Origin of the sequence: Pantoea sp. UBA5035 (genome assembly GCF_002415245.1) — a bacterium.
GTDB lineage: Bacteria > Pseudomonadota > Gammaproteobacteria > Enterobacterales > Enterobacteriaceae > Pantoea > Pantoea septica.
In genome coordinates this window covers 1-15,006 of sequence record NZ_DICD01000014.1, presented here as the reverse complement: position 1 = coordinate 15,006, position 15,006 = coordinate 1, and the positions used below count along the sequence as shown (strand labels likewise).

Genomic DNA, 15,006 nt, shown 5'->3' with positions numbered 1-15,006 from the left:
TGGTTATTTTTTGCTTTGGCTTCTTTTACAGGGACACACAGTGCGCCAACTTCCTTTGTTGCTGGCTTGCCTGCTGCTGCAGGCCTGCACGCAGACGCAAAAAGGGCTGGAACAGACCGTTATGATGGCGGTCTCCGGCCCCGATGACGTGATTAAAACCAGCCAGCAGATCGCCGATTTGCCCTACGCCAGCCTCTACGCGCGGATTAATGAAGGCCCGCAGATTTTCGTGGTGCTGGGCTATAACGAAAATGGCCAGCAGAAGTGGATCACCCAGGACAACGCCATGCTGGTGACCCGGCATGGTCGCCTGGTGAAAACGCTCGGCCTGCCGGATAACCTGCAAGAAGTGAGCAATCTGCCGCAGGATCCGCTGGCGGATGCGCTTCATCTGCGCGACGGCGCCAGCTGGACGCGCATCGCGCAGTGGACCGAGCACGGCGAGACGCGCGCCGCGACGGTGAGTTCGCGCTTTACGCGCGGCGCTGACGAGGTGCTGACGCTGGCGGGTCGCCGCATCTCCTGCCGCGTCTGGATCGAGCAGGCGCGCATCGAGGCTACCGGCCGCGCGTGGGAGAACACCTTCTGGATCGATAACAGCAGCGGCGATGTGGTGCAGGCGCGCCAGATGCTGGCTGCGGACGACTTTCCTGTTGCCACTACCCTTCTGAAGCCGGCGAAATCATGAAAACAACACTCTCTTTGCTGGCCGCCCTGATGCTGGCCGGCAGCAGCGCCGCGTGGGCGGCGGGTCAGGTTACGGTGCATAGCGCGCAGGGCAGCGCCACGCTCGAAAACGTACAGGATCTGGCGCAGCTGACGACGCAGCCTGCCCTGATGGACGCCGTCTGGTGGCGCGGCGCGGTTATCGCGGAGCGAAACGCCAGCGCCGCCGCGCAGCGCCAGCAGCAGCAGACGCTGGCCGATCTGCGCGCCTGGCAGGCGCAGAGCAGCGGCGATCGCGCCGCCGCCATCGGCGAAGTGCTGCGCCAGCTCAGCGCCGTCAAGGTCGCTGGCCGTCAGTTCGTCTCGCTCGATCCCGACGAGATCCGCCTCCATCCCGAGGGCAACCGTCGGCTGGAAGGCCGCTACGACCTCTGGCTGACGCCGCGCTCCGACGGCGTATGGCTGCTGGGCGCGCTGCGCGGCGCAGGCAAAGTCAGCTGGCAGCCGGGCCAGACGGTGCGCGGCTATCTGGCGCAGCATCAGCCTCTTTCCGGCGCGGAGAACAGCTACGCCACGGTGATCGCGCCCTCCGGCGAAACGCAGCGCGTGCCGGTAGCCTACTGGAATCAGCGCCACAGGGAAGTCGCGCCCGGCAGCATTATCTGGCTGGGCTTCTCCTCCTGGAGCCTGCCTGACGCGTATGACGATTTGAACCAGCGCATGATTTCTGTTCTGACTCACCGGGTGCCAGAGTGATGAATAAACGACTTCTTTTCAGCCTGCTGGCTGTTTCCGTGGCCGCCGCATGCCAGGCGCAGGCCGATACCTTTCCCGATCCGGTGGGGCCGTCGCAGTCTGACTTCGGCGGCGTTGGCCTGTTGCAGGTGCCGACCGCGCGCATGGCGCGCGAGGGCGAGTTCAGCCTTAACTTCCGCGATAACGATCAGTATCGCTACTACTCCGCCTCGCTGCAGCTGCTGCCCTGGCTGGAGACGACGGTGCGCTATACCGACGTGCGCACGCGACGCTACAGCGCCGTAGAGAGCTTCAGCGGCAACCAGAGCTATAAGGACAAGGCGTTCGACCTTAAGCTGCGCCTGCTAAAAGAGAGTTACTGGCTGCCGGAGGTCGCTTTAGGCTCGCGCGATCTCGGCGGCACCGGCCTGTTCGACAGCGAATATCTGGTGGCGAGCAAAGCCTGGGGACCATTCGACTTTACCCTCGGACTCGGCTGGGGCTATCTCGGCAACAGCGGCACGGTGAAAAACCCCTTCTGCTCCTACAGCGACAGCTACTGCCAGCGCCCCGGCGTCGGCGAAGCGGGCTCGATCAACGGCTCGCAAATGTTTCACGGTCCGTCGGCGCTGTTCGGCGGCGTGGAGTATCAGACGCCGTGGCAGCCGCTGCGCCTTAAGCTGGAGTATGAAGGCAACGATTATCAGGATGACTTCGCCGGCAGGCTCGAACAGCGCAGCAAGGTTAACGTCGGCGCGATTTATCGCGTCACCGACTGGGCCGATATCAACGCCAGCTACGAGCGCGGCAACACCTTTATGTTCGGCGTGACGGTGCGCACCAACTTCAACGATCTGCGCCAGACGCATATCGACAGCGCGAAGCCCGAGTACCGCCCTCAGCCGCAGGAGAGCATGCTGGAGCCGACCGTGGTCGCCAGCCAGCTGAGCGATCTGAAGTACAACGCCGGGCTGAGCGGGCCGCGCATACAGACCCGAGGCAGCACGCTGTTCGTCTCCGGCGAGCAGACCAAATATCGCGACACGCGCGAAGGGGTCGATCGCGCCAACCGCATCATTATGAACAACCTGCCGGCGGGCATCGAAACGATCGAGGTGACCGAGTCGCGCTTCAATATGCCGCAGGTCACGACGCGCACCGACGTCAGCAGCCTGCGCAGTGAGCTGGCAGGCTACCCGCTCGGTCAGGAGCAGCCGCTGCGCCAGACGCGCGAGAACCCGGTGGATGCGGGCGAGACTGAGCAAGGCTTCTTTATTCGTAAAGAGCGGCTTAACTACAGCCTGTCGCCGGTGCTGAACCAGTCGGTCGGCGGCCCTGAAAGCTTTTACATGTACCAGGTCGGCGTAATGGGCAACCTGGACTACTGGTTTACCGATCATCTGCTGGTAGGCGGCAGCCTGTTCGGCAACCTCGCCAATAACTACGACAAGTTCAACTACAACGGCGCGCCCGCCGACTCGACGCTGCCGCGCGTGCGCACCCATATTCGCGACTATGTCGAGAACAACGTCTACGTGAACGATCTGCAGGCCAACTACATGGGTTACCTCGGCAACGGCTTCTACGGCCAGATGTACGGCGGTTACCTCGAAACCATGTACGGCGGCGTCGGCGGCGAGATGCTCTACCGTCCCATCGACAGCAACTGGGCCGTTGGCGTCGACGCCAACTATGTGCGCCAGCGCGACTGGGACAATATGATGCAGTTCACCAACTACAAGGCGCCGACCGGCCATGTAACGGCATACTGGCGTCCGTGGTTTATGCAGGATCTGCTGGTGAAGGCGAGCGTCGGACAATATCTGGCTAAAGACAAAGGCGTGACGATCGACGTGTCGAAACGCTTCGACAGCGGCGTGATGGTGGGCGTCTATGCCACCAAAACCAACGTGTCGTCGGAGCAGTATGGCGAAGGCGATTTCACCAAAGGTTTCTATCTGTCGATTCCAATGGATCTCTTTACCGTGACGCCGACGCGCGGCCGCGCGCAGGTGAACTGGGTGCCGCTGACGCGTGACGGCGGGCAGATGCTGGGACGCAAGTATCAGCTTTATGACCTGACGTCAGACCGCGACGCGCGCTTTAATTGACGAAAAAAGGCGGCCTTTATGCCTGGTGCCTGTCAGTTAAGCATGGGGTGATAACGCACTCTGATGCCGCTCTGGGGCTGGCGGTCCTCGCGCCGCTGACGCGGTCCCTTCACGTCATTCGTCTGCCTGACGGACCGGTGGGATGGAACATCCCTGTTCCAGCCCACCTTTCGCCCGCTTCCCTGCGGGCTCTCCTGGCAGACTCATTCTGTTCAGCGCTGCGGAATGCTCGCCCCAGAGCGGCACCAGCCTGCTGGCCAGCTTCCGTGTGCGCTGCTGGAAAGGGCATAAGGGAGCGGACGGCAGCGTTTTTACAGCTACAAAGGGCACCCTGTCTGAGGCCGCAGCACCTCCTCTGCTGTAGAGGGCTATTCGCAGCGCTGAGGCGGAAACGTTGTGCCAGGAGCCGGTCGCAGGGATGCGACAGGCAGTTCGGGCAGGCCTGGATGGCCGTACCCGAACGGTCCGCCCGGCACGACGTTGCAGCCGAAGGCACCGCGAAGCGGCGCGAGGACGGCCCGGCAGCAGAGGAGGTGCAGGGGCCCGCACCAACAGCTCACACACGTATAAGAAAAGGCCGCCATTTTGAGAAAACAGCGGCCTTAACTGACTGGCATTAGGCCTGATGGCCGCCTTTTTTATTGGTCAATGCCGATCGCAACGTCGTTCAAGGCATTCCTGCTCGTTCGGCCCGCGCCACCTGCCTTTCAACTTTCGACGCTGCCCGTGGTTTTAATCCGCGTCATACCCTAAATTCGGCGCCAGCCAGCGCTCAACCTCGCTCACCGCCATGCCTTTACGCGCCGCATAATCCTCGACCTGATCGCGCTGGATCTGCGCCACCGCGAAGTAGCGGCTGTCGGGATGACTGAAATACCAGCCTGAAACCGACGCGCCCGGCCACATGGCGAAGGATTCGGTGAGCTTCATGCCGGTGTGGGTTTCCACATCCAGCAGCTGCCAGATAGCCGCTTTCTCAGTATGCTCCGGACAGGCGGGATAACCCGGCGCGGGACGAATGCCCTGATAATTTTCGCGGATCAGCTCCTCGTTGCTCAGGTTCTCATGGGCGGCAAAGCCCCAGATCACCTTGCGCACCCGCTCGTGCAGATACTCGGCGAAGGCTTCCGCCAGCCGATCGGCCACCGCTTTGACCATGATTTTGTTGTAGTCGTCGTGCTGCGCGTCATACGCCTCTGCCAGCGCGTCCTCTTCAAGGCCGCCGGTCACGGCGAAAGCGCCCAGATAATCCGCTTTGCCGCTCCCTTTCGGCGCGACATAATCAGCCAGACAGTAGTTGGGGAAGTCGGTTTTCTCCGTTTGCTGGCGAAGATGGTGACTGACGGCAACCACCTCGCGGCGGCTCTCGTCGCGGTAAACCTCAATATCGTCCCCGACGCGGTTAGCCGGGAAAATGCCCACCACACCGCGCGGCGTCAGCGCTTTTTGCGCGCTCAACTGGTCCAGCATCGCGTTGGCGTCGGCAAACAGACGCTTCGCCTCTTCGCCTACCACCTCATCTTCCAGAATGCGCGGATACTTGCCCGCCAGCGACCAGGTCATAAAGAATGGCGTCCAGTCGATGTAGTGGCGCAGCGTGTCGATGCCGACCGCTATCTCGCTGACGCCGAGTCGATGCGCTACCGGCGGCGTATAGCTTTCCCAGTCGATGGGGACCGCGTTATCGCGCGCAACCTGCAGCGAAACCGGCGGCGTGCGCGGTTTTTTACGCGCGTGCTGGATGCGTACGGTGTCGTACTCTTTGCGCGTGCGCGCCACAAAATCCTCTTTCAGCGTCGACGAGAGCAGCGACGACACCACGCCCACGGTGCGCGAGGCGTTCTGCACATAGACCGTCGGGCCGCTGTAGTTCTGCTCGATCTTCACGGCGGTGTGCGCCTTCGAAGTGGTCGCGCCGCCAATCAGCAGCGGCAGCGTAAAGCCCTGCCGCTCCATCTCTTTGGCGACGTTGACCATCTCATCCAGCGACGGCGTAATCAGGCCCGACAGCCCGATAATATCGGCCTTCTGTTCGATGGCGGTTTTCAGGATTTTGTCGCTCGGCACCATCACGCCGAGGTCGATAATCTCGTAGTTATTGCACTGCAGCACCACGCCGACGATATTCTTGCCGATGTCGTGCACGTCGCCTTTTACCGTCGCCAGCACGATTTTGCCGTTGCTGCGGCCCGCCTCTTTGCTGGCCTGAATATAGGGTTCAAGGTAAGCCACCGCCTGCTTCATCACGCGCGCCGACTTCACCACCTGCGGCAGGAACATCTTCCCTTCGCCGAACAGGTCGCCCACCACGTTCATGCCCGCCATCAGCGGACCTTCAATCACCTCAATCGGCCGCGCCGACGCCTGACGCGCCTCTTCGGTGTCCTGCTCGATAAATTCGGTGATGCCTTTTACCAGCGAATATTCCAGCCGCTTTACCACGTCCCAGCTGCGCCATTCCGCCTGCTGCTTGTCCTCGGAGCCGTCGCCTTTACTGGCGCGATACTTCTCCGCCAGCGCCAGCAGACGCTCGGTGCCGTCGTCGCGGCGGTTAAGGATAACGTCCTCTACCGCCTCGCGCAGCTCGGCGGGGAGATCGTCGTAAATCGCCAGCTGACCGGCGTTGACGATGCCCATATCCATGCCGTTGCGAATGGCGTAATAGAGAAACACCGCGTGGATGGCTTCGCGTACCGGATCGTTGCCGCGAAAAGAGAACGACACGTTAGAGACGCCGCCGGAGATCATCGCATGCGGCAGCTCGCGCTTGATATCTTCGCAGGCGCCAATAAAGTCCATTGCGTAGTTGTTGTGCTCGTCGATGCCGGTGGCGACGGCAAAGATATTCGGGTCGAAGATAATATCTTCCGGCGGAAAGCCGACCTGCTCGGTGAGGATCTGGTAGGCGCGGCGGCAGATCTCGATTTTGCGCGCGCGCGTATCCGCCTGGCCCGCTTCGTCGAAGGCCATGACCACCATCGCCGCGCCGTAGCGGCGCACCAGCCGCGCATGGTGGATAAAGGTCTCTTCGCCCTCTTTCATTGAGATCGAGTTAACGATGCCCTTGCCCTGGATGCACTGCAGCCCCTTTTCAATCACCTCCCACTTTGAGGAGTCGATCATAACAGGCACGCGCGCGATATCGGGCTCGCCGGCGATCAGGTTAAGAAAGCGCACCATCGCCGCTTCGGCGTCAAGCATGCCCTCATCCATATTGATGTCGATTACCTGCGCGCCGCTCTGCACCTGCTGCAGCGCCACTTCCAGCGCTTCGTTGTATTTCTCTTCTTTAATCAGACGCTTGAATTTGGCCGAGCCGGTGACGTTGGTGCGCTCGCCCACGTTGACGAACAGCGTGTCGCCGCTGATGTTAAGCGGCTCAAGCCCGGAAAGACGACAGGCGACCGGCAGTTCAGGCAGTTTGCGCGGCGCCACCCCGGCGACGATCTCCGCCATCGCCCGGATATGCTGCGGCGTGGTGCCGCAGCAGCCGCCAATAATGTTGAGAAAACCAGCGCGCGCCCATTCGCCGATCTGATCGGCCATGACGTCGGCATCGAGATCGTATTCGCCGAAGGCGTTGGGGAGTCCAGCGTTCGGGTGCGCGGTGACATAGCATTCGGCGATGCGCGACATCTCCGCCACGTACTGACGCAGCTCGTCCGGCCCGAGCGCGCAGTTGAGGCCGAACGACAGCGGTTCGGCGTGGCGCAGCGAATTATAGAAAGCTTCCGTGGTCTGGCCGGAGAGCGTACGGCCAGAGGCGTCGGTAATGGTGCCGGAGATCATCAGCGGCAGGTTAACGCCCAGCGCCTCCATCTCGGTCTGCACCGCGAAAATCGCCGCTTTGGCGTTCAGCGTGTCGAATACCGTTTCGATCATGATGAGATCGGCGCCGCCTTCCACCAGCGCGCGCGTCGATTCGCGATACGCCTCTACCAGCTGGTTAAAGGTAACGTTGCGGTAAGCGGGATCGTTGACGTCCGGCGAGATCGAGCAGGTGCGGTTGGTCGGGCCGAGCACGCCAGCGACGTAGCGCGGACGATGCGGGGTTTTCGCCGTCCATTCGTCGCAGCAGGCGCGCGCCAGTCGGGCAGCCTCGAAGTTGATCTCCGCCGAGAGCGCTTCCATCTGGTAATCCGCCATCGCAATAGTGGTGGCGTTAAAGGTATTGGTTTCCAGAATATCGGCGCCCGCTTCCAGATAGGCGTGGTGGATCTCGCGGATCACGTCAGGCTTGCTGAGCACCAGCAGATCGTTGTTGCCTTTGAGATCGCAGGGCCAGTCGCCGAAACGGCTGCCGCGAAAATCCTGCTCGTCCAGCCTGTAGCTCTGGATCATCGTGCCCATGCCGCCATCCAGCACCATGATGCGTTGCGCGAGCTGCTGATGCAGCGCTTCGATTCTGTTGCTCACTCTTGCCTCGTTTAGCTCAATTTACTGGCTAAAACGCCAGCGCCTCATACTGTCATAACTTACGCAGGGGAGAAAGCCGCAGCAGGTGAGACATTTTCAGGCAAAGCGCGTAACAGATCGGACCAGAACGCGCGGGTTTGCAAATTGCGCAATTAAGCTGAAAATGATTTCCACTTTGCGCAAGGAGATACCTCAATGGTTACGCCCGTTCCCGCTAAACGCGGCAAAAAACCGCGCGGCACCCCCGCCGCGCCGCCGGCCAGCGGTCAGGTGCAGTCTCTGCAACGCGGCCTGCATCTGCTGGAGCTAATCGCCGACTCCCACGGCAGCGTAGCGCTGACCGAACTGGCGCAGCAGGCTGGATTGCCTAACTCCACCACGCACCGTTTGCTGACGACGATGCAGCAGCAAGGCTTCGTGCATCAGACCGGCGATCTCGGCCTGTGGACGATTGGCGCGCACGCCTTTGTGGTCGGCAGCAGTTTTTTGCAAAGCCGAAATCTACTGGCGCTGGTTCATCCCGTACTGCGCACGCTGATGGAAACCTCTGGCGAAACGGTCAATCTGGCCGTGCTGGATCTCAGCGATTATCAGGCGGTGATTATCGATCAGGTGCAGTGCACCCAGCTGATGCGCATGTCGGCGCCGATTGGCGGCAAGCTGCCGATGCACGCCTCAGGCGCGGGCAAGGCTTTTCTGGCGCACCTGAGCGATGAGCAGGTCACCGCGCTGCTGCATCAGAAAGGACTGCACCACTACACGCCCAATACCCTGATGTCGCCGCAGAGCCTGAAGGCCAATCTGGCGCAGGTACGCAAAGGCGGTTTCGCCTTTGACGATGAGGAGCATGCGCTGGGACTGCGCTGCGTCGCCGCGCCCATCTACGACGAGCACGGCGAGCCCTTTGCCGCCCTGTCGATATCCGGGCCGATCGCGCGTATGACGGACGATCGCATTACCGAGCTGGGCGCGCTGGTGATCCGCGAGGCGCGTCAGGTGACGATGGCCTACAGCGGCCGCTAAGCCAGTTCGCGAGCGTAGCGCACGCTGAAGCGCTGCGCCTGGCGCCAGGCAATTACCTCTTCCACATGCCCCTGGCGGATGCGCTGCTGCTGTGCACGCCACCAGCCCGCATCGAAGAGTTCAGGATGCAGCTGTTGCAGCAGCGCGCCGGTCGCGGCCTCGCTGCACAGCGCGTAGCGGAAGGTTTCAGGAAAGACATCGTCCGGGCCGACGCTGTACCAGGGTTCGGCGCTCAGTTCGTCTTCGTCGTAGCGCGCCTGCGGCACGTCGCGGAAGTGCAGCTCATCCATGGGCCGGATTTCATCGTAGTCGTAAAACACCACGCGTCCGTGTCGCGTCATGCCGAAGTTTTTAAACAGCATATCACCCGGAAAAATATTGGCCGCCGCCAGCTGTTTGATGGCGTGGCCATACTCCTCAACCGCGTGCCGCCGCTCTTCGCTGTTCGCCTGCGCCAGATAGAGGTTGAGCGGCTGCATACGCCGTTCCAGCCACAGATGGCGGATAATCAGGCGGTCGCCGTCGATATGCATCTTCGTGGCAATGCTGGCCTGAAACTCCGCCATCAGCGCAGGCGGGATACGCGCCAGCGGTAGCGCAAACTGCTCGAACTCCAGCGTGTCCGCCATACGTCCGACGCGGTCGTGCTCTTTGACCTGCTGATAACAGGCGCGCACCTGCGCCTCCGTCACCTCTTTCTGCGGCGCAAAGCGATCGCGGATCACTTTGAAGACGCGATCAAAGCCCGGTAGCGTAAAGACCAGCATCACCATGCCGCGCACGCCGGGCGCTATTTCGAATGCCGCGTCGCTGTGCGCCAGCGCATGCAGATAGTCGCGATAGCTTTCGGTTTTGCCGTGCTTCTGGCAGCCAATCGCCATATAGCGTTCAGAGAGCGTTTTGCCTGGCAGGATCGGCTGGAGCCACGCCACCAGCGCAGCGGGCACCGGCGCGTATACCATAAAGTAGGCGCGGGCGAAGCCGAACACGATGCTGGCGTCGTTAGCATCCGTCAGGCAGGTATCGATCCACAGTTCACCCTGCGCGGTGCGCTGAACCGGTAGCAGACAGGGAAAAATGGCATGCGGCAGGTGCAAACGCGCTACGATCCACGCGGTTTTATTACGGAAAAAGAGCTCGCTGGCCACCTCCAGCCAGCCGCCATCCAGCCTGAAATGCTGTTGCAGATGGCGCAGGATATAGCTGGCGTCGCGCGCGCGATCCTGCCAGGGCAGCGTCAGCGTGGTATCGCACAGCACCTGCTCCAGCATCGCCTGCCAGCCGCGCTGCGGCTGATAGCGTCGCGCCAGCGGTCGTGCAGGCTGCGCGACGCGCTGCTGGGTCGAGAAGATAAACAGCCGCTTCGGCTGCAGGTGGGTATGTCCATGCAAACGGCAGTAGACTGAATTGAAAAAGCTTTCGGCGATTTCCGCGCGCGGATAGTCCGGCAGCAGCGCTTCGTAGTCCTGTTTCACCTGTAGCCAGAACGCATCGTCCCAGTGTGCCGCGTCGTTGAGGATGCGCAGCTGATCCAACACCAGCGCGACGTGGCTATCGTAAAGGTGGATGCGCGTTTTCATCGCCTGCTGTACCGCCTGCCAGTCAGCCTGTTCAAAGCGCTGCTGCGCTCCAGCGGTAATATCAAGAAAGCGACCATACTGCGCGTCAAAGCCTTGCAGAATGGTATGAGCAATTAAGGATTCGCGTGGTGGCACAGGCCGCTCCCAATAAAAGCCTGCCCAATCGAGTTGGGCAGGCAATCTGACACGGGGGTTAAAACTGGTGCTGTTCGGTCGAGCCGGTCAGCGCCGTCACTGACGAATGGCCGCCCTGGATCAGCGTGGTGACCCGATCGAAATAGCCCGTCCCAACCTCCTGCTGATGGGATGAGAAGCTGTAGCCTTTATCACGCGCCGCAAACTCCGGCTGCTGCACCTTTTCGACGTAGTGGCGCATGCCCTCTCCCTGGGCATAGGCGTGCGCCAGGTCGAACATGTTGAACCACATGCTGTGAATGCCCGCCAGAGTGATGAACTGGAAGCGATAGCCCATCTCGCTCAGCGCCTGCTGGAATCCGGCGATGGCGCGGTCGTCGAGGTTCTTTTTCCAGTTAAATGAGGGCGAGCAGTTATAGGCCAGCAGCTTGCCGGGATAGCGTGCGTGAATGGCCGTGGCGAAGCGCTGCGCCAGCGCCAGATCCGGCGTCGAGGTTTCGCACCACAGCACATCAGCGTAGGGCGCATAGGCCAGCCCGCGGCTGATCGCCTGCTCGATGCCCGCGTGCGTGCGAAAGAAGCCTTCCGCCGTGCGATCGCCGCGAATAAACGGCCGATCATACTCGTCACAGTCGGAAGTAATCAGATCGGCCGCATCGGCGTCGGTGCGCGCTAACAGGATGGTCGGCACATCCATCACGTCAGCCGCCAGCCGTGCCGCCACCAGTTTCTGTATCGCTTCCTGCGTCGGCACCAGCACTTTTCCGCCCATATGACCGCACTTTTTCACCGCCGCCAGCTGATCTTCGAAATGTACCGCTGCGGCGCCCGCGCTAATCATCGCTTTCATCAGTTCAAAAGCGTTGAGCACGCCGCCAAATCCCGCTTCGGCATCGGCGACAATCGGCAGGAAATAGTCAATGTACTCCTCATCACCCGGTTCAGCGCCGTTCGCCCACTGGATCTGATCGGCGCGCTGAAAAGTCTGGTTGATGCGCTGCACCACTTCCGGCACCGAGTTCACGGGATAGAGCGACTGATCGGGATACATCTGCCCGGCAAGATTGGCATCCGCCGCCACCTGCCAGCCGGAAAGGTAGATTGCTTCAATGCCCGCTTTCGCCTGCTGCAACGCCTGGCCGCCGGTGAGTGCGCCGAGGCTGTTAATGTAGCCTTTGCGCGCTGCGCCGTTGAGCAGCGTCCAGAGCTTTTCCGCGCCGCGCTGCGCCAGCGTACAGGCCGGATTAACCGAGCCGCGCAGTTTAACGACCTCTTCAGCGCTGTAGGGACGCGTGATGCCTTCCCAGCGCGGTGCGCGCCAGGCTTGTTCAAGTTGCTGAATCTGTTGGGTACGAGTCATGGCAACGGCTCCTTTTTCAGGGGATCAGGCGATAGCCCGGCAGAGTAAGAAATGAAACCAGTTCGTCTTCAGTGGTGATTTGCGCCATCAGCCGCGCCGCATCGTCGTAACGCGTATCGTTGAGCTGGCGTCGTTCTTCATCCAGCATGCGCAAAAAGCTTTCGGCGCTGACGGGCTGGCCGTCGCTCAGGGTTTGCTGATGATGGATCCACTGCCAGATAGAGGTACGAGCAATTTCCGCCGTGGCGGCATCCTCCATCAGACCGTCGATCGGCACGCAGCCGTTGCCGCCCAGCCAGGCCTCCAGATAACGCAGCGCGACGCGGATATTCGCGCGCATACCCGCTTCGGTGCGTTCGCCTGCGCAGGGTGCCAGCAGCTGTGCGGCGTCGACAGGCGCATCGTTTTCGCGCAGCACGTCGAGCTGGTTTTGCCGCTTGCCGAGCGCGGCGTCGAAGACGGCCATTGCCGTATCAGCCAGTCCGGGATGGGCTATCCAGGTGCCGTCGTGACCGTTATCCGCTTCACGCTGTTTATCTTCGCGCACGCGCTGCAGTACCCATTCATTGCGCGCGCGCTCTTTGGCCGGGATTAAGGCCGACATACCGCCCATCGCGAACGCACCGCGGCGATGGCAGGTTTTCACCAGCAGTCGCGAATAAGCATCCAGGAAAGGCTGCGCCATGGTGATCGACTGTCGATCGGGCAGGATGCGGTCGCCATGCTGACGCAGCGTTTTGATATAGCTGAAGATGTAATCCCAGCGGCCGCAGTTCAGGCCAACAATATGGTCGCGCAGGTTCCACAGGATCTCATCCATCTGGAATACCGCTGGCAGGGTTTCGATCAGGACCGTGACCTTAATGGTGCCGCGCGGAAGCTGGAAGCGATCTTCAGCGAAGCTGAAGATCTCGCGCCACCATGCAGCTTCCTGCCAGCTTTCGCTTTTCGGCAGATAGAAGTAAGGTCCGCTGCCTTTACTGAGCAAAGTGGAAACGTTATGGAAAAAGTAGAGGGCAAAATCAAATAATCCGCCGGGGATCGCTTTACCCTGCCACTGCACATGCTTTTCATCCAGATGCAGACCGCGTACGCGGCACATTAGTACCGCAGGCTCGGCGCGCAGCTGGTAGATCTTTCCGCTTTCGCTGGTAAAGCTGAGCGTCCCGTTCACCGCCTCACGTAACGTTTGCTGCCCCTCCATCAGCTTGTCCCACTGCGGCGTCAGCGAGTCTTCAAAATCCGCCATATAGACCTTCACGTTAGCGTTCAGGGCGTTAATGACCATTTTGCGTTCCGGCGGCCCGGTAATTTCCACTCGCCTGTCCAGCAGGTCATCAGGTATGGCGCCGATACGCCATGTACTTTCACGAATGGAAGCAGTTTCCATATCGAAGTTAGGAAGCTGGCCAGCGTCATAACGCTGCTGCCGCTGCTGCCTGAGTGCAAGCAGCCTTTCGCGCTCAGCGGAGAAATGCGTGACCAGTTCAAGCAAAAACTGCTGCGCCTCTGGAGTGAGCAGCTGCTGTTCCGCATGGAAGAAGGGTTGTGTGAAGGTAAGATCGCTATGAATTATCGTGTCGGTCATGCGAGATCGCTCCTGTCGCCGATCGGATCCTGTCATAGCGATCCGGTTAAAGGATATTTTTTGAGCTACAGGATCCAAGCATATACTCGCCATTTTCAAAATCAAAAACTATTTCCATTTTAATTTAGTAGCTCATATAAACAGCTGATTAAAATGAGATTAAAGTTTTTTAATTAAAGGGAGGTGTTTTCGAAAAGAAAGAGGCATAAAAAACCGTGACAGCTTTGCAGCTGGCACGGTAAGGACAAACGAGGAAAACGATTATTCGAGCGTGGGATTCATACGGCGCAGATCGAATGGCGTAATCTGGTAGACATAGTAATTCAGCCAGTTAGAGAACAGCAGATTGCCGTGACTGCGCCAGGTGGCGCGTGGCGGCAGCTCAGGGTTGTCCTGCGGGAAGTAGTTGAACGGTACCTCCGGCTGCAGGCCCGCCTCATAGTCCCGATGGTATTCGCCTGACAGGGTCAATGCGTCATACTCGGGATGGCCGGTGACGAAGACCAGACGCTTGTCTTTGCTGGCCATCAGATAGGCGCCGGTCTGTTCAGATTCGGCGAACAGCTCCAGATCGGTGTAATCGGTGATGAGCTGCGTCGGGAAATCGGCGTATCGCGAGTGGGGCGCCAGAAAGTTGTCGTCAAAACCGCGCGTCAGCAGCGCGTGCGGATGCAAAATCTGATGTTCATAGACGCCCGACAGTTTATTTTGCCGCGTCTGTTTGGGGATGCCGTAGAGAATATTGAGCGCCGCCTGCACCGCCCAGCAGACAAAGAGCGTCGAGGTAACGTGCTCTTTTGCCCAGTGCAGCACGCGCTGGATCTGCGGCCAGTAGGCGACGTCGTTGAAATCGACCAGGCCCAGCGGCGCACCGGTGACGATCAGCCCGTCGAAGTTATCGTGCTGGATATCGTCAAAGTTGCAGTAAAAGTTATTGAGGTGTTCTGTTGGCGTATTACGCGATTCGCGGCTGTCGATGCGCAGCAGCTGAATATCGATCTGTAAGGGCGAGTTGGAAAGCAGACGCAGGAACTGGTTTTCCGTCTCAATCTTTTTCGGCATCAGATTGAGCACCAGGACTTTCAACGGACGGATTTCCTGAACACTGGCGCGCGATGAGGTCATGACAAAGACATTTTCATCACGCAAGAAATTTACTGCCGGTAATTCGTCGGGAACCCTGATTGGCATGTGCGACTTTCCTCTTTACAACCGTATATACGTTTAGACATCCAGATGCCCAACAATAGCCTGGCGGCCTGATGATGTCGAGTCTTCATGCGATTTATGAAAATCTTTCAGCTTTAAACGGCAAAAAAGAAGAGGAAAGGTAGAAACAGGCGATAGTGAGAGGATGTAAGGCATTTTTTTCTGGCCTGAAAACGCAAAAAA

At 60.1% G+C, this 15,006-nt stretch carries 9 protein-coding genes; 4 read left to right on the top strand and 5 right to left on the bottom strand.

Going from position 1 to position 15,006, the window contains the following annotated elements; translation table 11 throughout:
* Nucleotides 1-40 precede the first annotated feature (40 nt).
* The 3 genes from B3229_RS10125 to B3229_RS10115 are packed head-to-tail and all read left to right on the top strand — an operon-like array spanning nt 41 to nt 3,512.
* Nucleotides 41-688: a YjbF family lipoprotein gene (locus tag B3229_RS10125; protein WP_286870517.1), complete on the top strand. Its 648-nt coding sequence runs from the start codon at nt 41-43 to the stop codon at nt 686-688.
* Nucleotides 685-1,422: a capsule biosynthesis GfcC D2 domain-containing protein gene (locus tag B3229_RS10120; RefSeq protein WP_286870515.1), complete on the top strand. Its 738-nt coding sequence runs from the start codon at nt 685-687 to the stop codon at nt 1,420-1,422. Before B3229_RS10125 ends, B3229_RS10120 begins: the two co-directional genes overlap by 4 nt.
* A complete protein-coding gene (locus B3229_RS10115; protein WP_286870513.1) occupies nt 1,422-3,512 on the top strand; it encodes a YjbH domain-containing protein in 2,091 nt (696 codons plus the stop codon). The genes B3229_RS10120 and B3229_RS10115 overlap by 1 nt, the downstream gene beginning before the upstream one ends.
* 732 nt (nt 3,513-4,244) lie before the next feature.
* On the opposite strand, the gene metH is transcribed toward B3229_RS10115, so the two are convergent.
* Nucleotides 4,245-7,928: a methionine synthase gene (metH, locus tag B3229_RS10110; protein ID WP_286870511.1), complete on the bottom strand. Its 3,684-nt coding sequence runs from the start codon at nt 7,926-7,928 to the stop codon at nt 4,245-4,247.
* Nucleotides 7,929-8,123: 195 nt separating this feature from the next.
* Here metH and iclR point away from each other — a divergent pair, with 195 nt between their 5' ends.
* Nucleotides 8,124-8,951: a glyoxylate bypass operon transcriptional repressor IclR gene (iclR, locus tag B3229_RS10105; RefSeq protein WP_048785041.1), complete on the top strand. Its 828-nt coding sequence runs from the start codon at nt 8,124-8,126 to the stop codon at nt 8,949-8,951.
* On the opposite strand, the gene aceK is transcribed toward iclR, so the two are convergent.
* From aceK to metA, 4 genes are all read right to left on the bottom strand, one after another.
* Nucleotides 8,948-10,666, bottom strand: coding sequence for a bifunctional isocitrate dehydrogenase kinase/phosphatase (aceK, locus tag B3229_RS10100; protein ID WP_286870508.1), 1,719 nt, complete (start codon nt 10,664-10,666; stop codon nt 8,948-8,950). The two genes, iclR and aceK, sit on opposite strands and share 4 nt — an antisense overlap.
* Nucleotides 10,667-10,724: 58 nt before the next feature.
* The gene (gene aceA, locus B3229_RS10095; RefSeq protein WP_048785046.1) at nt 10,725-12,026 is read right to left on the bottom strand and encodes an isocitrate lyase; all 1,302 of its coding nucleotides are present in this window, start codon (nt 12,024-12,026) and stop codon (nt 10,725-10,727) included.
* A 16-nt stretch (nt 12,027-12,042) separates the two neighbouring features.
* A complete protein-coding gene (gene aceB / locus B3229_RS10090; protein WP_286870507.1) occupies nt 12,043-13,614 on the bottom strand; it encodes a malate synthase A in 1,572 nt (523 codons plus the stop codon).
* A gap of 261 nt (nt 13,615-13,875) precedes the next feature.
* The gene (gene metA, locus B3229_RS10085; RefSeq protein ID WP_048785049.1) at nt 13,876-14,805 is read right to left on the bottom strand and encodes a homoserine O-acetyltransferase MetA; all 930 of its coding nucleotides are present in this window, start codon (nt 14,803-14,805) and stop codon (nt 13,876-13,878) included.
* Nucleotides 14,806-15,006: the final 201 nt, after the last annotated feature.